This is a genomic window from Nocardioides phosphati (assembly GCF_014646375.1).
GTDB lineage: Bacteria > Actinomycetota > Actinomycetes > Propionibacteriales > Nocardioidaceae > Nocardioides > Nocardioides phosphati.
Genome location: NZ_BMNI01000002.1, coordinates 152,656 through 171,444, shown reverse-complemented (window position 1 = coordinate 171,444; position 18,789 = coordinate 152,656). Strand labels below are relative to the sequence as shown.

At 72.4% G+C, this 18,789-nt stretch carries 19 protein-coding genes; 9 read left to right on the top strand and 10 right to left on the bottom strand.

The features are described from left to right. The 5 genes from IEX47_RS05740 to IEX47_RS05720 all read right to left on the bottom strand — a co-directional run bounded on the left by IEX47_RS05740 (window position 1) and on the right by IEX47_RS05720 (window position 7,407). Window positions 1-1,932 carry a type II secretion system F family protein gene (locus tag IEX47_RS05740; RefSeq protein ID WP_188783057.1) on the bottom strand — a complete coding sequence of 644 codons (1,932 nt, stop codon included), beginning with the start codon at window positions 1,930-1,932 and terminating at the stop codon, window positions 1-3. Beyond that, window positions 1,929-3,464 (bottom strand): TadA family conjugal transfer-associated ATPase, encoded by a 1,536-nt coding sequence (locus tag IEX47_RS05735; RefSeq protein ID WP_188783056.1) that lies wholly within the window; start codon window positions 3,462-3,464, stop codon window positions 1,929-1,931. Before IEX47_RS05735 ends, IEX47_RS05740 begins: the two co-directional genes overlap by 4 nt. After that, on the bottom strand, window positions 3,461-4,648 hold the full coding sequence (locus tag IEX47_RS05730) for a CpaE/TadZ family protein (protein WP_188783055.1): 1,188 nt from the start codon (window positions 4,646-4,648) through the stop codon (window positions 3,461-3,463). Before IEX47_RS05730 ends, IEX47_RS05735 begins: the two co-directional genes overlap by 4 nt. A 7-nt stretch (window positions 4,649-4,655) precedes the next feature. Beyond that, window positions 4,656-5,396, bottom strand: a complete 741-nt coding sequence (gene cpaB / locus IEX47_RS05725) for a Flp pilus assembly protein CpaB (protein WP_188783054.1) — start codon at window positions 5,394-5,396, stop codon at window positions 4,656-4,658. Window positions 5,397-5,595: 199 nt separating this feature from the next. Further along, window positions 5,596-7,407: an AMP-dependent synthetase/ligase gene (locus IEX47_RS05720; RefSeq protein WP_188783053.1), complete on the bottom strand. Its 1,812-nt coding sequence runs from the start codon at window positions 7,405-7,407 to the stop codon at window positions 5,596-5,598. A gap of 83 nt (window positions 7,408-7,490) precedes the next feature. Here IEX47_RS05720 and IEX47_RS05715 point away from each other — a divergent pair, with 83 nt between their 5' ends. Genes IEX47_RS05715 through IEX47_RS05705 form a run of 3 tightly spaced genes read left to right on the top strand, consistent with a single transcriptional unit; the run spans window position 7,491 to window position 9,501 of the window. Then, entirely contained in the window at window positions 7,491-7,922 is a 432-nt protein-coding gene (locus tag IEX47_RS05715) for an SRPBCC family protein (RefSeq protein WP_188783052.1), read from the top strand. A 2-nt stretch (window positions 7,923-7,924) separates the two neighbouring features. Next, a complete protein-coding gene (locus IEX47_RS05710; RefSeq protein WP_188783051.1) occupies window positions 7,925-9,106 on the top strand; it encodes an ArsA family ATPase in 1,182 nt (393 codons plus the stop codon). Then, the gene (locus IEX47_RS05705; protein ID WP_188783050.1) at window positions 9,103-9,501 is read left to right on the top strand and encodes a hypothetical protein; all 399 of its coding nucleotides are present in this window, start codon (window positions 9,103-9,105) and stop codon (window positions 9,499-9,501) included. Before IEX47_RS05710 ends, IEX47_RS05705 begins: the two co-directional genes overlap by 4 nt. A gap of 14 nt (window positions 9,502-9,515) precedes the next feature. Here IEX47_RS05705 and IEX47_RS05700 read toward each other — a convergent pair whose 3' ends face one another. Further along, complete coding sequence (locus IEX47_RS05700; RefSeq protein WP_188783049.1) at window positions 9,516-10,718, bottom strand: TadE/TadG family type IV pilus assembly protein; 1,203 nt, start codon at window positions 10,716-10,718, stop codon at window positions 9,516-9,518. Then, on the bottom strand, window positions 10,703-11,122 hold the full coding sequence (locus tag IEX47_RS05695; RefSeq protein ID WP_188783048.1) for a TadE/TadG family type IV pilus assembly protein: 420 nt from the start codon (window positions 11,120-11,122) through the stop codon (window positions 10,703-10,705). Before IEX47_RS05695 ends, IEX47_RS05700 begins: the two co-directional genes overlap by 16 nt. Window positions 11,123-11,235: 113 nt before the next feature. Between IEX47_RS05695 and IEX47_RS05690 the strand changes: the two genes are divergently transcribed. Then, the gene (locus tag IEX47_RS05690) at window positions 11,236-12,159 is read left to right on the top strand and encodes an ROK family protein (RefSeq protein WP_188783047.1); all 924 of its coding nucleotides are present in this window, start codon (window positions 11,236-11,238) and stop codon (window positions 12,157-12,159) included. Here IEX47_RS05690 and IEX47_RS05685 read toward each other — a convergent pair. Together IEX47_RS05685 and IEX47_RS05680 are read right to left on the bottom strand one after the other, a co-directional pair. Then, window positions 12,156-12,596 (bottom strand): hypothetical protein, encoded by a 441-nt coding sequence (locus tag IEX47_RS05685; RefSeq protein WP_188783046.1) that lies wholly within the window; start codon window positions 12,594-12,596, stop codon window positions 12,156-12,158. The two genes, IEX47_RS05690 and IEX47_RS05685, sit on opposite strands and share 4 nt — an antisense overlap. Next, a complete protein-coding gene (locus IEX47_RS05680) occupies window positions 12,593-13,360 on the bottom strand; it encodes an alpha/beta hydrolase (RefSeq protein ID WP_188783045.1) in 768 nt (255 codons plus the stop codon). Before IEX47_RS05680 ends, IEX47_RS05685 begins: the two co-directional genes overlap by 4 nt. A 53-nt stretch (window positions 13,361-13,413) precedes the next feature. On the opposite strand from IEX47_RS05680, the gene IEX47_RS05675 reads away from it, so the two are divergent. From IEX47_RS05675 to IEX47_RS05655, 5 genes are read left to right on the top strand one after another with little or no spacing between them, the layout of a single operon-like run. Beyond that, window positions 13,414-14,142: a lysophospholipid acyltransferase family protein gene (locus tag IEX47_RS05675; RefSeq protein WP_229662656.1), complete on the top strand. Its 729-nt coding sequence runs from the start codon at window positions 13,414-13,416 to the stop codon at window positions 14,140-14,142. Further along, the gene (gene macS, locus IEX47_RS05670) at window positions 14,123-15,277 is read left to right on the top strand and encodes a MacS family sensor histidine kinase (RefSeq protein WP_188783043.1); all 1,155 of its coding nucleotides are present in this window, start codon (window positions 14,123-14,125) and stop codon (window positions 15,275-15,277) included. The genes IEX47_RS05675 and macS overlap by 20 nt, the downstream gene beginning before the upstream one ends. After that, window positions 15,274-15,774 (top strand): flavin reductase family protein, encoded by a 501-nt coding sequence (locus IEX47_RS05665; RefSeq protein ID WP_188783042.1) that lies wholly within the window; start codon window positions 15,274-15,276, stop codon window positions 15,772-15,774. The genes macS and IEX47_RS05665 overlap by 4 nt, the downstream gene beginning before the upstream one ends. A 9-nt stretch (window positions 15,775-15,783) precedes the next feature. Next, window positions 15,784-16,446 carry a response regulator gene (locus tag IEX47_RS05660; protein WP_188783041.1) on the top strand — a complete coding sequence of 221 codons (663 nt, stop codon included), beginning with the start codon at window positions 15,784-15,786 and terminating at the stop codon, window positions 16,444-16,446. Beyond that, complete coding sequence (locus tag IEX47_RS05655; RefSeq protein WP_188783040.1) at window positions 16,443-17,297, top strand: coiled-coil domain-containing protein; 855 nt, start codon at window positions 16,443-16,445, stop codon at window positions 17,295-17,297. Before IEX47_RS05660 ends, IEX47_RS05655 begins: the two co-directional genes overlap by 4 nt. On the opposite strand, the gene glpK is transcribed toward IEX47_RS05655, so the two are convergent. After that, the gene (gene glpK / locus IEX47_RS05650; RefSeq protein ID WP_188783039.1) at window positions 17,294-18,766 is read right to left on the bottom strand and encodes a glycerol kinase GlpK; all 1,473 of its coding nucleotides are present in this window, start codon (window positions 18,764-18,766) and stop codon (window positions 17,294-17,296) included. The two genes, IEX47_RS05655 and glpK, sit on opposite strands and share 4 nt — an antisense overlap. Between the last annotated feature and the right edge of the window lie 23 nt (window positions 18,767-18,789).

The following is an 18,789-nucleotide window of genomic DNA, read 5'->3' as shown; positions in this document are numbered from 1 at the left end:
TCAGACCTCCACCTTCACGATGCGGCTCATCATCAGCCAGCCGAGCCCGAGCAGGAGGCCACAGGCGCCGAGCATGATGATGCCGATGCCGGTGGTGTAGAGCGGCTCGAGGTAGGCCCGCCGCGAGGTGAGCATGAAGAGGAACATGCCGATCGGCAGCATGATCAGGATGTACGCCGAGAGGCGGCCCTCGGCCGACAGCGTCTTGACCTGCCGGCGGAGGTACTCCCGCTCGCGGAGCGTCGCAGCCACCGTGGTGAGCAGCTCGGCGAGGTTGCCGCCGACCTCGCGCTGGATCCGGATCGCCATCGAGACCCACGCGAAGTCGACGGAGTCGATGCGCTGGGCGATGCCCTCGAGCGCGGCCTCGAGCGGGACGCCGAGGCGGCTCTCGATGAGCACCCGCTTGAACTCGCCGGCGATCGGCTCGTTGCCCTCGTTGACGACCGCGTCGATCGCCTGGGCCAGCGACATGCCGGCGGAGAGGCTGCCGGCGATCAGCTGGAGCGTGTCGGCGAGCGCCCCGTTGAAGGCGGCGACGCGGCGCTTCCGCTTGAAGCCGAGGTACTTCCACGGCACCACGACGCCGGCCGCGAGGCCGAGCAGCATCAGCAGGATGCTGCCGCCGCCGAGCAGGAGGCCGACCAGGCCCGCGAGCATCGCGATCATGCCGTGCAGCAGCAGCCACTCGGCGGGCTTCAGCGCGGAGCCGCCGGCCTCGAGCCGCCGCTCGATCCGGGCCTCGAGCCCCTTGTTGCGGTGGAGCATCGACGCCGCGGCGTCCTTCGCCTGGGTGAGGTTGAACGTCGACTCGCGGGCGTCGTTGACCTTGTGGATGACGGCCGACGGCCCGTACGCCGCGATGCGCTGCTCGATCGAGCGCGCCCCGCTGTCGGCGCCCGCCATCGACAGGACGCTGGTCAGCAGGACCAGCATGCCCAGGCCGATCGCGGCCAGCCCGCCGTACATCGCGGTGCGGGGGAGCTGCACGGAGCTGCTCGCCTTCGACAGCGCGACCGCGGTCGAGTGGGCCGGGGCGGCCTCGCGGACCACGGCGTAGGTGGAGGCGACGAGCGGCTCGCGTCCGGCGACCGGGAGGGTGACCTTGACGACCGCCTCGGTCGCGGTGACCGACGCCGGCACGGTCGCGGAGACGAGGACCTGGCGGGTCAGGACCGCAGCCTCGTCGCGGAACGCCTTGTCCAGCGCGGCCGGGTCGGCCGGCACCAGCCGGCCGTCGCCGGCGGTGACCAGCGAGCGCAGCGCGCCCAGCTGGGCGGCACCCCGGTCGAGCGTGACCGCGTCGAGCTGGACGTGTGCCGCCGTCACCGCCGCCGTGGCGTCGTGGAGCGGCGTCGCGTTGGCGTTGCGGCCGTCGGAGAGCAGCAGGACGGTGCGCTGGCCGTCGGTGCCGAGCGCCTTCACCGCCGCCCGCACGCCGTCGTACAGCGCCGTGCCGCGGGCGAGCTGGAGCCCGTCGACGACCTCAGCCGCGCGGGCCCGGTCCGTCGTCGGCGCGAGCACCGTGTGCACGCTCCGGTCGAAGGTCACGATGCCGACCTCGACGTCGGCGGGGACGGCGGCGAGGTAGCTCTTGGCTGCGGCGGTCGCCGCGGCGAAGCGCCGGCCCTTCATCGACTCGCTGGTGTCCATCGCCAGCACCGTCGTACGCCGGACCGAGGGGCCGGCGTCCGACCCGGCGCGGGTGGCGGACGAGTCGGCATCCGTGCCGGCGACCGAGAGGGTCACGCCCGGCAGGTCGACCGAGGCTCCCGCGGGCACCGTGACGAGCACGTCGATGGTGCCGTCGTGCGGCTCGACGTGGCGGATGACGGCGGAGCCGTCGGGCGCCGCGGAAGCGGAGCCGAGCGCCGCGAAGGCGGAGCCGAGGACCACCAGCGCCAGCATGGCGAGCGACGCGAGCCGCCTCATGCCACACCGTCCGGGGCAAAGACGAGCGGGTTGATGCGCACGTTGGCGTACTCGAGCTTCTCGAGGAACTTCGGCCGGAGACCGGTCGAGCGCAGGCCGCCGAGCGAGCGGCCGTCGGCGTCGAAGCCGCGCGAGTGGTCGTAGACGAAGATGTCCTGGAGCGTGATCACGTCGCCCTCCATGCGCTCGACCTCGGTCACGTGGGTGATCCGTCGGGAGCCGTCGCGCAGGCGGGACTGGTGGACGATCAGGTCGACGGCCGAGGCGACCTGCTCGCGGATGGCGCGGACCGGCAGGTCCATGCCCGCCATCAGCACCAGCGTCTCCATGCGGGCCAGGGTGTCGCGCGGGCCGTTGGAGTGGAGCGTCGTGATGGAGCCGTCGTGACCGGTGTTCATCGCCTGCAGCATGTCGAGCGCCGAGGCGTCGCGGACCTCGCCGACGACGATCCGGTCGGGCCGCATGCGGAGGCTGTTCTTGACCAGGTCACGGATGGTGACCGCGCCCTTGCCCTCGATGTTCGGCGGCCGCGACTCCAGGCGGACGACGTGCTCCTGCTTGAGCTGGAGCTCGGCGGCGTCCTCGATCGTGACGATGCGCTCGTCGCCGGGGATGAAGCTCGACAGGACGTTGAGCGTCGTCGTCTTCCCGGCGCCGGTCGAGCCCGACACGATGATGTTGAGCTTGCCGCGGACGCAGGCCTCGAGGAAGTCGGCGGTGCGCTGCGAGAGCGAGCCGAAGTTGATCAGGTCCTGCACGGTGAACGGGTCGGTGGCGAACTTGCGGATCGTCAGCGCCGAGCCGTCGATGGCCAGGGGCGGGATGACCGCGTTGACGCGCGAGCCGTCGGGCAGGCGGGCGTCGACCATGGGCGAGGACTCGTCCACACGGCGGCCGATGCGGGAGACGATCTTGTCGATGATCCGGCGCAGGTGCGCGTCGTCGTCGAACTGCACCTCGCTGAGCGTGAGCCGGCCCTTGCGCTCGACGAAGACCATCGACGGGCCGTTGACCATGACCTCGGTGACGTCCGGGTCGGCCAGCAGCGCCTCGATCGGGCCGTAGCCGAGGATGTCGTCGGTGATCTCCTGGGTGACCTGCGCCCGGTCGGAGGCCGAGAGCGGCCGGTCCTGGCCGGAGAGCACGTCCTTGAGGGTCGCGCGCACCTTCGCCCCGAGCTCCTCGGCCGGCACGTCCGCCTCGTAGAGCTGCGGCCCGAGCTGCTTGAGCAGCTCCCCGTGCACGGCGGCCTTCAGCTCGGCGAACCGGTCGTTGCTGCCTGCAGCAGCGCGCCGGGTCGCCAGCGATGACACCTCCGGTACGCCGTTGGGCGCCGCGGCAGCGGGAGCCGGCACCTCGGGAGCGTCGGCGACCGGCTGCCCCCGGTGCGCACCGGGAACCGGAGCGGGCGGAGCAGCAGGCGGGGCAACGGCAGTCTCGACGGCAGCAGCCTCGACGGTGGGGCCCTCGACGGCGGGAGCGGCAGCCGCCAGCACCTCCTGTGCGGCCTTCATGCGGTCGGCGAGGCTCATGCTCCGACCCTCCGCAGCCAGCGGCGGCCGCGACCGGCGTCGTCGACGCCGTCGTGCAGCAGCGGGTGGGTCTCGTCGCCCGCGACGCTCGCCAGATGGCCGGCGAGCTGGCGGAAGCCCTTGCTCGCGGGGTGGTCGGGCGAGGCCAGCACGATCGGGCGCCCGGCGTTCGTCGCCGCGGCGATGTCGGTCGAGGACGGGATCGGCGTGGTGACCGGGAGGCCGAGGATCTGCTCGACCTTGTCGTTGTCGAGGCCGACCGCCTCGTCCGCGCGGTTGAGCACCAGGTGGCGGTGGCCCTGCGCGATGTTGAGCAGGTCGAGGGTCTCGAGCGCGACCTTGACGTTCTTCAGCGTCGGCACGTCGAGCGTCGCGATGATGACGCACTCGTCGGTCTCGTCGAGGGCCTGCAGCGTCTGCTCGTCGAAGTTCGGCGCGGTGTCGACCACGACGTAGTCGAACTGCTGGCGCAGCGTACGCAGCATCCGCGAGACCAGCCGGGCGGTGACCCGGTCGCGCGCGTCGGGCAGGTTGGGCGCGGCCAGCACCATGAGGGACTCCTCGTGGCGCGTGAGCAGCGACTCCGCGAGGGAGGCGTCGACGCTGTCCTCGGAGCCGATCGCCTCCTCGATGGTGTGGGTCGGGAAGAGCTGCATCGTGATCGCGACGTCGCCGAAGGCGAGGTCGAGATCGACGAGGCAGACCTTGCGGGACCCACCGTCGGCGAGGGCCAGCGCGAGGTTGACCGAGGTCGTGGTCTTGCCGACCCCGCCCTTGGGGGCGAAGACGGTGATCAGCGAGCCGTGCGTGCCGCCGGTGCCCTGGCCGCTGAACGCCTGCCACAGCTGGTGGGCACGGGCGGCCGCCGACCGGATGCCCTCACCATCAGCCGCGCGTACGACGTCGCGGCAGCCGGCCTGCATGGCGCGGTAGAGGACGTCGGTGTCGATCTCGTGGCGGACCAGCACGACGCTGGTCGTCGGACGGGTCAGCCGCAGGCTCTCGCAGGTCGCGATCGCCTCGGCGAGGGGCAGGCTCGGCCCGAGCACCACGACGTACTCGTCGGTGCGGTGGGAGAGCCAGGCGTTCAGGGCGACGGTGCCGTCGACGGAGTGGGTGCCGGGCGGAAGTGCCCGGGCCAGCTCGGAGACGGCGCCCGGGTCGGTGTCGACGATGACGGGCATGACGACCTCACTCCACCAGGTTCTTGTCGGTGACCCGAGGGGTCCCGTCGAGCTTCGTCGCGTCGTTGACCAGGCCGAGGCTGAGCGTGCCGAAGCTGGTGCCCCAGGCGAGCCGCTCGGCCTCCTTCTGGGTGACGGCGAGCGTGACCAGCGTCTGGGGGATCGGCTGCGTGGTGGAGTCGCCCTCCTTCGTGGTCTTGGTCGTGGTGACCGTCGACGTGTCGCCGACGCCCAGCACGGTGACCTTCCGCAGCAGCGTGTTGGCGTAGTAGACGTCGGTCTTGTCCGGTGCGACCGCGACGAAGACCGCGACCTCGGAGCCGGGCTTGGCGAAGCCGGCGACCCGCTGCGGGTCGGTGAGGTTCACGGTGACGGCCATCTTCCCCTTGGGGATCGCGATCACCTTCGACGTGACGTCGACGTCGGTCGAGCCGCCCCACTTCGCGGAGACGATCTGCTCGCCGGTGTAGATCGTGGTCAGTGCCACCTCGCCGTCGAGGCTGAGGTCGCGTTGCGCGCCGCTGAGGACGCTGCTGGCCGGAACGGCCTTCTTCTCGAACTTGCCGGCCTTCGTGGCGGCGTCGAACGACTCGCCCGGCGCGATGTCCTGCGTGGCGACGATGACGTCCACGGTCTCGAACTGTGCCTGCGCACGGTTGTCGGCCCCGCGTACGTACAGCCAGACCAGCATGGTTCCCAGCGCGGCGATCACCGCTGCCAGGACAAGCAGGATCTTCCTACGGTCCATGACACCCTCAATTACTAGGTGAGCATGACCGGACGACCCGGTTTCCCTCCCAGAACCGTCCTGTCAGCAACTCCCTCAAGTTGCGTTCATCACAATGCCGCATTTCGGGCGGAGTAGGGAGAAGGTCCCGGGCATATGGCCCAAATGGACTACGCCACTTCCCAACCGGGTGACCGTCCGTGGCCCCAGTCGGACGACGTCAGCGGCCGTAGAGCGCGGCGACGTCGCGGCGGAACTGGCGCATCACGACCGCCCGCTTGAGCTTGAGGGACGGCGTGAGCTGGCCGCCCTCCTCGCTCCAGTCGGCCGGGAGGATCGTGAACTTGCGGATCGCCTCGGCCTGGCTGACGGCGCTGTTGGTGTCGTCGACCGCGCGCTGCACCTCCGCCACGAGGTCGGGGTCGTCGACGAGGTCGGCGAGGCGGCCCTTGCGCCCGCGGGCCTCGGCCCACTGGCCGAACGTGTCAGCGTCGATGGTGACCAGGGCGCCGATGAACGGCTCGCCGTCGCCGACGACCATGCACTGGCTCACGATCGGGTGCGACCGGAGGCGGTCCTCGAGGACGGTGGGGGAGACGTTCTTGCCGCCCGCCGTGACGAGGAGCTCCTTCTTGCGGCCGGTGATGCGCACGAAGCCCTCGTCGTCGACCTCGCCGACGTCGCCGGTGTGGAACCAGCCGCCGTCCTCGGTGTCGTCGATGACCTCGGCGGTCGCGGCCTCGTCACGCCAGTAGCCGCGGAAGACCTGCGGCCCGCGGAAGAGCAGCTCGCCGTCGTCGGAGACGCGGACGGTGGTGCCGGGGAGCGGGCGGCCGACGGTGCCGACCTTCTGCGCCGCGGCGGAGTTGAGGGTGACGGCGCCCGACGTCTCGGTGAGCCCGTAGGCCTCGAGCACGGTGATGCCGGTGCCGCGGTAGAAGTGGCCGAGCCGCTCGCCCAGCGGGGCGCCGGCCGAGAAGGCCCAGCGGCACTGCCCGCCGAGCGCCTCGTGCAGGCGCCCGTAGACCAGCCGGTTGTAGAGCGCGTGCTCCGCGCGGAGGCGCACCGGCACCCGGCCGGCGTCGCGCGCCCGCGACCAGGCGATCGCGGTCTCGACGGCCCGGTCGAAGACGCGGCTCTTGCCATCGGCGGCCGCCTGCTGCGAGGCGGTGGTGAAGAGCTTCTCGAAGACCCGAGGCACGCCGAAGACGAACGTCGGCTGGAGCTCGCCGAGGTAGCGCGTGAGCATCCGGATGTCGGAGGAGTGCGCGAGCCGGACCCGCGCCCGCATGCAGCCGAGCTGCACGATCCGCGCGAAGACGTGGGCGAGCGGCAGGAAGAGCAGCGTCGAGGCGCCCTCGTCGAAGAGCTCGGGAAGCTCGGAGGTGGCCAGGGTGATCTCGTCCATCAGCGCGCCGTGCGTGAGCATGCAGCCCTTGGGCTCGCCCGTCGTGCCCGACGTGTAGACGAGCGTGGCGAGGTCGTCCCGACCCCTCGACGTACGCCGAGCCTCGAGGTCGGCGTCGGAGACCGGGGCACCCGCGGCGGCGAGGGCGTCGAGCGCACCCTCCTCGATGGTCCAGACGTGCGTGAGGTCGGGCACGGAGTCGCGCACCTGGTCGACGCGCGCCAGCAGGGCGGCGTTCTCGACGAGCACGGCACGCACGCCGGCGTCGGCGAGGATCAGGCCGACCTGGTCGGCCGAGGAGGTCTGGTAGATCGGCACGCTCACGGCGCCCGCGCACCAGATCGCGTAGTCCAGGATGGTCCACTCCCAGCGGGTGCCGGACAGGAGCGCGACCCGGTCACCCGGCGCGACACCCGCCGCGACGAGCCCCTTGGCGGCCGCGGTGACCTCGGCGAGGAAGCCGGCGGCGCTCACGTCCACCCATGCGCCGGAGGCGTCACGGCGGGTCAGCACGGTGGTCGAGGAGTGCGCGCGTGCGTTGCTGACGACGTCGTCCGTCAGGTTGCCGGCGCGGGCCCCGGTCGTGGGGAGCTGCACCGTCGGGGGAGTGGAGAACTCGCGCACGGAGCGCACGTTACCGGCCTCCGGCGTACCGCGGGTATCCGGTACGGTTGCCGGTACCCAGCCGCTCCAGGACAGGATTACCCATGCCCGAACAGACCACGTCGTCGATCGTCGTCGACGCGTCGCCGGGCGAGGTCATGGCCGTGATCGCCGACTTCGCGGCGTACCCGCTGTGGGCCAAGGGCGTGGAGACCGCGCAGGTGGTCGCGGGCCAGCCCGGGCAGCGCGCCGAGAAGGTCCGCTTCGAGCTCGACGTCCCGCCGATCCACGACGAGTACACCCTCGCCTACACGTGGCACGACCTCGACGTCAGCTGGACCCTCGCCGAGGGCAAGATGCTGAAGATGCTCGACGGCTCCTACGTGCTGCGTCCCGTCGACGAGGGCACCGAGGTGACCTACAGCCTCTCGGCCGAGCTCGCCATCCCGATGATCGGCATGATCAAGCGCAAGGGCGAGAAGATCCTCATCGACACCGCCCTCAAGGGGCTCAAGAAGCGCGTCGAGTCGCTCTGACCGTGCGGATCCTCCTCTTCACCGGCAAGGGCGGGGTGGGGAAGTCGACCACTGCGTCGGCGACCGCGGTCGCCTCCGCCGCCTCGGGCCGGCGCACGCTGATCCTCTCCACCGACGCAGCCCACTCGCTGGCCGATGCGTTCGCGACCGAGATCGGCACGACCCCGACCCTCGTCGCCGACAACCTGTACGTCGAGCAGGTCGATGCCCAGCGGCTCTTCGAGGAGTCCTGGGCCGACATCCAGCGCTACCTGCTCTCGGTGCTCGACGCGGCCGGTGTCGACCCCGTCGCCGCCGAGGAGCTCACCGTCATCCCGGGTGCGGAGGAGGTGCTGGCGCTGCTCCAGCTCCGCCGCCACGTGCTGTCCGGCGACTGGGAGACGGTCATCGTCGACTGCGCGCCGACCGCGGAGACGCTGCGGCTGCTCGCCCTGCCCGAGGCCCTCGCGTGGTACATGGAGCGGGTCTTCCCGGTCGGCCGCAAGGCGATCAAGGCGTTCCGCCCGCTGATCACCAAGGCGGTCGGTGTGCCCATGCCCGAGGACAACACCTTCGACGCGATGGAGCGGCTGCACGCCGAGCTCGACGAGGTCCGGCAGCTCCTCTCCGGCCCCGAGGCGAGCGTGCGGATCGTGATGACGCCCGAGACGGTCGTCCTCGCCGAGGCCCGCCGCTCCTTCACCACGCTCTCGCTCTTCGGCTACCGCGTCGACGGCGTCGTCGCCAACCGGATCTTCCCGGCGATCGGCCCCGACGAGGCTCCGGACAGCTGGCGCGCGGGCTGGGTCGAGGCGCAGACGAAGGTGCTTGCCGACACCGAGCAGTCGTTTGCCGGGCTCCAGCTCTGGCGCTCCGACTACCACTCCGGCGAGCCCGTCGGCGTCGCGGCGCTCGCCGACTTCGCCCGCAGGCTGTACGCCGACAGCGACCCGCTCGCCGTACCGTCGGGGCCGGGGCCGCTCCAGGTCGCACGCACGGAGACCGGTGCGGTGCTCCGCCTCGCCCTGCCGTTCGTGGGCCGTGGCGACGTCGACCTGGTGCGCCACGGCGACGAGCTCGTGCTCACCGTCGGCTCCTACCGGCGCCTCCTGACACTGCCCGCCGGCCTTGCCCGGTTGGACGTCAGGGGTGCGAGGGTCGACCATGGAGCGCTGCAGGTGCGTTTCGAGGAGAGGCAGTCATGAGCGACGAACAGCGCCCGGAGGTCGGCTCCGTGGCGGAGGAGACCGCCAAGCTGCTCGGCGCGCTCTCGGGCTGGGCCAAGGACCACGGCTCGGACCTTGGCGCTGGCCTGGGTGGCGCCTTCCACGACGCCAGCGAGCACCTCGCCACCGGCGAGGACTGCAAGTACTGCCCGTTCTGCCGCGTCGTCCACATCGTGCGCGAGAGCAGCCCCGAGGTCCGCACCCACCTCGCGATCGCCGCGGCGAGCATCGCCCAGGCCGCCTCGGCGGTGCTGCAGGCAGCCGTCCCCGAGGACGCCAAGGCCAGCGGTGGCACGCACGCGCGTCGCGACCCGGTCGAGAAGATCGACCTCGAGGACGACGACTTCGGACCGTTCGAGGGCCCCTTCGGCTGAGCGCCGTCTGCTCGCTACTCGAGCAGCCGCACCCGGCGGTAGCCGCCGTCACAGCTCGTGTCGCCGAGCGCGCACCCACCTGCCTGCGTCGAGCCCGACGCGAGCTTCGACCGCGAGACCAGCAGCAGGTAGCTCCGGTCGGTGTCGTCGGCCATGAGCGCCGCGGCGTCGGCGTTCGCGGGCCCGCAGGTGCCGCTGCCGCTGCTGTAGCGCTTCTTGAGCTGCTTGCCGAAGTGGTAGCCGCAGACGCTCACGGCGACGATCCGCTGGAGCGGGAAGACCGCGTTGGTGCCGGTCCCGGTCACGGTCGGCCCACAGCTCGACGCCGCGCAGAAGACCGGCAGCCCGATCGTGGCCCCGGTGTCGATGAGGGCGGCCCACGCGTCCTCCACCTGCCCGGCGTCCGGCTGTCCCGGGTCGCCGGAGAGGCAGGAGTACGGCGCCACCGTCGACGCCGCCGGGCAGGCCGCGCGCAGGCGGTCGCCGAGGGCGGTGCCGGTCAGTCCGGCCTGACCGCTCACCACGCTCATCGGCAGTGAGCAGCCGTTGCGGACCTGGTCGTAGAGCTGGGCCTGGCCGCCCCCGTCGTCGGTGCTCTCGCCGGGACAGTCGAGCGTCCACCAGTTGCCGGCGGTCGTCGGCTGGGGACAGCTCGTCGTCGGAGCGAGCCCCTGGCCGGGCACGAAGGTGCGCCACACGGTGCCCGGGCCGGCTCCGGCGGGGAGGTCGCTGCCGCAGATTGCGAGCGGACGCAGCCCGTCGCCGCCGGGCGCGACCTCGACGCCCACCGCGGCGTGCGCCGTCGTGTCGATCTGGTCGACGCCGGCGAGCCGCCCGAGGTAGGCGGGCGTGTCTCCGCTGACGTCGAAGCTGACCTGCAGGCGGCCCTGCGTGCACGCGGCGGTCAGCGTGCCCGTCGCGTGGGCCGTCATCGCGGAGCGGTTGGCGGTGAGGTAGCCCTGGGCCACGGAGTCGGCGGTCGCGTGCGGGACGGCGGCCAGGATCGCGTCGCAGGAGCCGGCATCGGTCCCGGCGTACGTCGCGGCGGCGGCGAGGGCGCCGGCGTCGGCAGCGGTCTGCAGTGCGGTGCGCGAGGTGTAGGCCATGCCGAGGTCGACGCTGAACGCGCCGATCACCAGTAGTGACACCGAGCAGATCGCGGTCAGTACGGCGACCACGCCCTCCTCGTCGCGGCGCCGGGTCACGAGTACTCGCACCGGAACTCCCCGTGGCCCGAGATCGAGTACGTCGAGGGCACGCCCGGCACCAGCAGCGGGATCGGCCACGTGTGCGTGTAGCGGAGGGTGACGGCGACCGCCTGGCCCGGCGTCGAGCCCAGGCACACGTCGCCCGCAGGACACGGCGTGACGGTGGCGGTGACGGCGGCACCGGTCATCGCGATGGAGGTCGCCGACGCCTTGCCGATGGCGGTGACCTCGGCGCAGGTCTGGCCCGGGACGGCGCCCTGGCGCGCTGCCTCGCGGGCGGCGCTGTTGAGCGCGAGGGTCTGGCCGAACACGATCGCGAAGTCCGTGATGGCGAACAGGAGCGTGACCAGGATCGGCAGCACGAGCGCGAGCTCGACTGCTGCCGCTCCTTCTTCGTTCCTCCCGAGTGCCACGAATCGACGGTAGGTCTGGACCACCTGCGCACCGCCGGATTCGACAGGCAATTGACCCGCATGGGTGGGGCGTACTGACCGTTCGGGGGACACGGTCAGGGCAGACTGGGACCGTGAGCGAACCGGTCTGGGTGGGCGTCGACGTCGGTGGCACGAAGGTCCTGGCCGGGGTGGTCGACGACGACGGACGGGTCGGCGCCACGGCGCGGCGTACGACGCCGGGGCGCCGGGTCGATGCCCGCATGGTGGAGGACGCCCTGACCGAGGCGGTGCTGGAGGCGGCGGACGGGCGGCCGCTCGCCGGCGTCGGGGTCGCCGCTGCGGGGTTCGTCGACGCGGAGGGCGAGCGGGTCCGCTTCGCCCCGCACCTGCCCTGGCTCGACGAGCCGGTCCGCTCGCGGCTCGCGGCTCGCTGGCACGCGCCGGTCCGGCTGGAGAACGACGCCACCGCTGCCGCGTACGGCGAGCTGGTGCTGGGCGCCGCCCGCGGCTGCTCCGACGTGATCACGGTCAACCTCGGCACCGGCCTGGGTGGGGGCGTCGTGATCGGCGGCCGCATCCACCGCGGCCACAACGGCATGGCAGGGGAGTTCGGGCACATGCAGGTCGTGCCCGACGGCCTGGCCTGTGAGTGCGGGTCGCACGGCTGCTGGGAGCAGTACTGCTCCGGCCGTGCCCTCGAACGCTACGCCCGCGAGCGTGACTCGGGCCTGCTCAACGGGCGGATGGTGACCGCGGCGGCTGACGAGGGCGACCTCGAGGCGCGTGCGGCGTTCGCGGAGCTGGGGCACTGGCTCGGGGTGGGCCTGGCCAACCTCGTGGCGGCGTTCGACCCCGAGCTCGTGGTGGTGGGTGGCGGCGTCTCCGAGGCGGGCGACCGGCTGCTCGAGCCGGCCCGCGTCGCCCTCGGGCGCTCACTCGTGGGGGCCGGCCACCGCGACATCCCCGCGGTCGTCGCCGCACAGCTCGGCAACACCGCCGGCCTGGTCGGCGCGGCGTGCCTGGTCCGCGACGAGGTCCGCGGCGACGGCGACTAGACGCGCGCGCCGTCGTCGTACGGGTCGGGCGGATCGTTGCGCATCGTCGCGACGAGGAAGACGAAGCCCCCGATGAACGCCGCGACGAGCAGCGTGCTCGCCCACGACGGCAGCGTCAGGCCGAGCACGAGGAAGACGAGGAAGACCAGCGGAGAGCCGATCACGCCGATCCACGCGAGCAGCCGCGGAGGCGACGGCAGCGGCACCGGCGGGGGAGTCGGCGGCACGAAGGCGCCCTCGTCGGCGAGGTCGAAGGGAACGGGGTTCCAGGCGGGTGTCTCGGGCTCGGGCGGCGCAGGCGGCTGGCTGGCAGCCGGCTCCGCGATCGACTCCGCCTCGGGCACGTCACCGACGGGCGACTCGCCCCAGCCGGCCACGATGTCCGCCCACGCCTTCTCGTCCTCCGAGCCCTCGTTGGCGGATGGTTCCTGCGTCACACGGAAAGCCTACGGATGAACGCCAGCGACTCCTCGAAGAGGTGCGGGGCGTCGTTGTCGAGCGTCGCCACGTGGTAGCTGTCGGTCAGCAGCTCCTCGCGGACGTCGGCCGAGCCGACGCCGCCGAGGATGATCCGCGCGGACGACGGGTCGACGACGTGGTCCACCGTCGAGCGGATCAGCAGCAGGGGCGCCTTGACCTCGCCCAGGCGCGGGCGCAGCGACTTCCAGCCCTCGAGCATCGAGGCGAGGGCGCGGAGCGGGACCTTGTTGTAGCCGTGCTCGTCGACGCCCTTCTTCTTGATGTCGTTGCCGATGCCGGGGAACCCCTTGACCACGCGCTTCAGCGCCGGGACCACCCGCAGGCGGGGGTCGACGGAGTTGACGGCCGGGTTGACGAGCACGAGGCCGGCGACGTCACCGGGACGCTCCGCCGCCAGGCGCAGCGCGAGGCCGCCACCCATCGACAGTCCGCAGACGAAGACCTGGTCGCACGTGGCGCGCAGGCGGGCGAACGCCGCGGTCACCTCGGCGTACCAGTCGTCCCAGGCGGTGCCGTTCATCTCCTGCCACGTCGTGCCGTGGCCGGGGAGGCAGGGCACCTCGACGGCGTACCCGTGCTCGTGGAGGAACTCCGCCCACGGACGCATCGACACCGGGGAGCCGGTGAAGCCGTGGCTGAGCAGGACGCCGATGCGCTGTCCGCGGGTGAGGTCCGGGTTCGCCGGAGCCGACCACGCGAGCGGGTGGGACTGGATGGCCATGCCGAGCATCCTGCCCCATGGACGGCCCACTTTCATGCCCTAGGCTTCGCTTTGTGCGCGATCAACCGCTGTTCTACTCCTTCCTCAAGTACGTCTCCGTCGGGCCGTGGCTGAAGCTCTTCTTCATGCCGAAGGTCTCCGGCAAGGAGAACGTGCCGACCGAGGGTGGCGTGCTGCTCGCGGGCAACCACCTGTCGTACTTCGACTGGCTCTTCGTGCCCAACTCGCTGCCGCGGATGGTGCGCTACGTCGCGAAGGCGGAGTACTTCGAGGGCGTCGGCCTGCGCGGGAAGCTGAAGAAGTTCTTCTTCACCAACACCGGCAATGTGCCGATCGACCGCTCGGGCGCCACCGCCGCCGAGGGTGCGCTGATCACCGCGAAGCGGATCCTCAACGAGGGCCACATCTTCGGCATCTACCCCGAGGGCACCCGCTCGCACGACGGTCGCCTCTACAAGGGCAAGGTCGGCGTCGCGGTGATCGCGATCGAGACCGGCGTCCCGGTCGTTCCCGTCGCTGTCCTCGGCACCGACAAGCTGGCGCCGCAGGGCAAGAAGTTCGGCCGCTGGACCCGCCCGGTCATCCGCTTCGGCGAGCCGATGAGCTTCGCGCAGTACGCCGGACAGCAGGGCGACCGCGAGATCCTGCGCAAGGTGACCGACGAGATCATGGACGCGATCCAGGCGCTCTCCGGCCAGGAGTACGTCCGTGACACCTACGCCGCCGATGCCAAGCGCGCGGCCCGGGAGGCGCGGAAGGCGGATGGCGGCTCGGCTGCCTGACCCCGCGCCGGAGCACGCCGTCGCGGACGGCATGTTCCGCGTGCTCCTCTGGCTGCGACTCGTCGTCACGGCCAACATGCTGGGCGTCATCGCCTGGCGCTGGGAGACCGTCGCGCGCCCCGTGGCCGCGATCGTGGTCGTCGCGGCCCTGCTGCTGTGGACCGGCGTCGCCTCCTGGGCGTACGCCGACCAGCGCCGTCGCAGGGCGTCCCTGCTCGTGACAGACCTCGTCGTCGGGGTCGGATCGCTCCTGGCCACCCCGTGGGTGAAGGGCCCGGACTTCACCGCCACCGTGCCCGGCTTCTGGGTGATGGCGGTCGTGCTGTCGTGGGCGGCCCTGTGGGGCGCGCGAGGCGGCTTCGTCGCAGCCGCCTGCGTCGCGGTCGCCGACCTCGGCATCCGCTGGCCCCACATCTCCGAGTCCAACTACGGCAACGTCTTCCTGCTGCTGATCGGTGGTCCGCTCCTGGGCCGCCTCGCCTCGGCGCTGAAGGACCTCGCCCGCGAGCGCGACCGGGCGCAGCGCGCCGCCGCGCTCGCGGAGGAGCGCGCCCGACTGGCCCGCGTCGTGCACGACGGCGTGCTGCAGGTGCTCGCGCTGATGCAGCGCAAGGGACCCGACCTCGGCGGAGAGGGCGTCGAGCTCGGCCGGCTCGCGGGGGAGCAGGAGGCCCGGCTCCGGGCCTTGCTGATCGTCGACGAACGAAGCGACCGCGAGCAGGTCGGCGGGCGCAGCGAGGTCGACCTGACCACCTCGATCGCCGCGCTGGCAGCACGCCGCACCCCGGCCGTCGAGGTCTCCACACCCGGCACGCCCCTCCTGCTCCCGGCCCTCGTGGTCGAGGATCTCGTCGCCGCGACCGGTGCCTGTCTCGACAACGTCGCCTCCCACGTCGGCGACGCCGCGCACGCCTGGGTGCTCGTCGAGGACCTCGGCGGCTCCGTCGTGGTGACCGTGCGTGACGAGGGCGGGGGCATCGCGGAGGGCCGGCTCCGGAGCGCAGCGGAGGAAGGCCGCCTCGGCGTCGTGCAGTCCATCGTCGGCCGCCTGCAGGACCTCGGCGGCGAGGCCCACCTGACCACCGGCCCCGAGGGCACCGAGTGGGAGCTGTCGGTCCCTAGGGTGGACACGTGACCATCCACTCGACGAACCCCTTCGCGATGCCCGACGACGAGGCGCGCCGGTTCCGGGGGAGGCTCGGTGGCACCGTGTCGCTCTGGACCTCGGGCGCCGGCCCGGCGCGGGCGGGGCTCACGGTCTCCAGCCTGATGGTGGCGACCGGCCAGCCGGCGTACGTCGTGGGGCTGGTGGATCCCGACTCCGAGCTCTTCGACGCGCTGGAGACGACCGGCCGCGCCGTCGTGCAGCTGCTGCGCTGGCGGCACCGCGAGCTGGCCGACATGTTCGCCGGGGTGAGCCCGGCGCCCGGCGGGGCCTTCCGGCAGGCGAAGTTCACCGAGTCGGCGTGGGGCCCGCTGCTGGCCGACGTGACCAGCTGGGCCGGCGTGGCCCTCGAATCGGCCATCGAGCTGGGCTGGTCGATGCAGGTGACCTGCCGGATCGAGCACGTCGTCCTCGGTGAGGAGCCCGACCCGCTCGTCCACCGGCGCGGTCGCTACCTGCAACGCTAGGTTGACCGCATGGCAGCTGAGGACGCGAAGCCCGTGCGTGTGATGGTCGTCGACGACCACCCGATGTGGCGCGACGCCGTCGAGCGTGACCTGGTGGCGGCCGGCTTCGACGTCGTCGCGGTCGCGGCCAACGGCAAGGAGGCGCTCGCACGCTGCCCCGCCGCGCGGCCCGACGTCGTGGTCCTCGACCTGCAGATCCCCGAGCCCAACGGCGTCGAGGTGACGCGCGCGGTCGCCGGACCCAACGGTCCCCGCGTGCTGATCCTGTCGGCCTCCGGCGAGCAGGCCGACGTGCTCGAGGCGGTGAAGGCGGGGGCCACGGGCTACCTCGTGAAGTCCGCCTCGCGCGCCGAGCTCCTCGACGCCGTCCGCAAGGTCGCCGAGGGTGAGGCGGTCTACACGGCCGGGCTGGCCGGACTGGTGCTGGGGGAGTACCGCCGGCTGTCGGCGGCGCCCCAGGCACCCGCCGAGGAGGAGCGCCCCATCCTCACGGAGCGTGAGACCGAGATCCTCCGCATGGTCGCCAAGGGGCTCTCCTCCACGCAGATCGCCGAGCGGCTGTTCATCTCGCACCGCACCGTCCAGAACCACACGCAGAACACCCTGCGCAAGCTCCAGCTCCACAACCGTGTCGAGCTCACCCGCTACGCCATCGAGCAGGGCCTCGAGTGAGCCTGCTCGAGGAGGCAGAGGCCCTCTACGGCCTGGCGCTCGGCGAGTTCACCGCGGCGCGCGACGAGCGAGCGAAGGCGGTCAAGACCGACGACGCCGAGCTCGCCAAGGCGGTCAAGGCGCTGAAGAAGCCGAGCCTCGCCGCCTGGGTCCTCAACTTGCTCGTACGCCGCGAGCCCGACCAGGTCGCGCAGCTGGTCAACGTGGGCGCCGCCCTGCGTGACGCCGCCGCCTCGCTGGACGCGGCACAGCTGCGCGCGCTCACGGCCCAGCGCCGGCAGCTGACGGCGGCGGTGACCACGGTCGCCCGCCGTCACGCCCTCGCCGACGGACAGAAGGTCACCGAGGCGGTCGCCGAGGAGGTCGAGGGCACCCTCACGGCGGCGATGGTGAGCGCGGCCGCCGCCGAAGCACTCCAGTCCGGTCTGCTCGTGCGCTCGTTCACCACCACGGGCGTCGATGACCTCGACCCGTCGGCGTACGTCGCCGTGCCCGAGGCGATCGGCCACGTCGCCTCGTCCGTGCCGGCGACGCTCCACGCCGTACCCGATCCGTCGGAGGCGGAGCGACGGCGCGAGGCCAAGCGGGCGCTGTCCGTCGCGGAGAAGGAGCTCCGGATGGCCAAGGAGGCGCTCACGAAGGCCGAGGTGCGGCACCGCGGAGCGCAGGCCCAGGCACTCCAGGTGGAGTCCGAGCTCGACGAGCTGCGGCGGAAGCTGGCCGACCTGGAGTCACGCGAGGAGGAAGCGCACGAGGGCGTCGAGCGGGCGAAGCGAGCGATGGCGGAGGCTCGCGACGAGGTCGAGGCCGCCGAGGCTGCGCGCAACGACGCGGCCGCCGCGCTGGACTAGAGCAGCGCCCAGCCCTTGCTGCGCTCGACGGCCTGCTGCCACCGGGCGTAGTCGCGGTCCAGCGCGGCCCGGTCGCCGCCGGGCTCGAAGCGCCGGTCCAGCTGCCACGTCTCCTTGAGGTCGTCCGTGGAGTCCCAGACGCCGGTGCCGAGCCCGGCGAGGAACGCCGCCCCCAGGGCGGTCGTCTCCACGATCCGCGGCCGCTCCACGGGGACGCCGACCTGGTCGGCCTGCACCTGGCAGAGCAGGTCGTTGGCGGCTGCTCCGCCGTCGACCTTCAGCGTGGCGAGCGTGGGCATGGTCTCCAGCACGTCGCGGACCTCGTAGGCGATCGCCTCGAGGGTCGCCCGGACGAGGTGACCGCGCGTCGTACCGCGGGTGATGCCGAGGATCGTGCCGCGGGCGTGGGGGTCCCAGTGGGGCGCGCCGAGGCCGGTGAGGGCGGGCACGAAGACGACGCCCTCGCTGCTCGGCACCGCACTCGCGATGGCGGCCGTCTCGGCCGCGGTGCCGACGATCTGCAGGCCGTCGCGGAGCCACTGCACCGCCGCGCCGGTCACGAAGATGGCACCCTCCAGCGCGTACGTCGTCTCGCCGGCGGGGGAGCGCCACGCCGCGGTCGTGAGCAGGCCGCAGTCGGAGCGCTCGAGCTTGGTGCCGGTGTTGGTGAGCAGGAACGAGCCGGTGCCGTAGGTGCACTTGGAGTCGCCCGGGTCGAAGCAGGTCTGGCCGAAGAGCGCCGATTGCTGGTCACCCGCGATGCCGGCGATCGGGAGGCTCAGCCCGCAGAACGTGCGCGGGTCGGTGGTGCCGACCTCGCCCCAGTTGGGCACGAGGTCGGGCAGCGCGTCGCGCGGGACACCGAAGAGGCCGCAGAGCTCGTCGGACCAGTCGCCCGTCGTCAGGTCGAAGAGCAGCGTCCGCGACGCGTTGGAGACGTCGGTGACGTGCCAGGTGCCCCGGGTCATGCGCGCGATGAGGTACGAGTCGACCGTGCCGACGGCGTACCGGCCGGACTCGACGAGCGCCCACGTGTGCGGCTCGTGCTCGCGGAGCCAGGTCAGCTTCGTCCCGGAGAAGTACGGGTCGAGGCGGAGGCCGGTCAGCTCGCGCACGCGGTCCTCGTGGCCCTCGGCCTTGAGCCGGTCGCACACCTCCGCGGTACGCCGGTCCTGCCAGACGATCGCGCGGCGCGGCGACCCGAGGGTCTCGCGGTCCCACAGGACGATCGTCTCGCGCTGGTTGGTGATGCCGATCCCGGTGAGGGTGCTCGGGTCGACCTTGGCCAGGACCTCGCGGGTCGCCTCGAGCGTCGCCTGCCAGATCTCCTCCGGCGCGTGCTCCACCCAGCCCGGGTGCGGGAAGTGCTGGCTGAACTCCTGGTAGCCCTTCGCGGCGATGCTGCCGTCGGGATCCACGACGACGGCCGTCACGCCCGTCGTGCCTGCGTCGATCGCGAGAACGCTCATGCCCGCGACCCTAATGGGCCGCG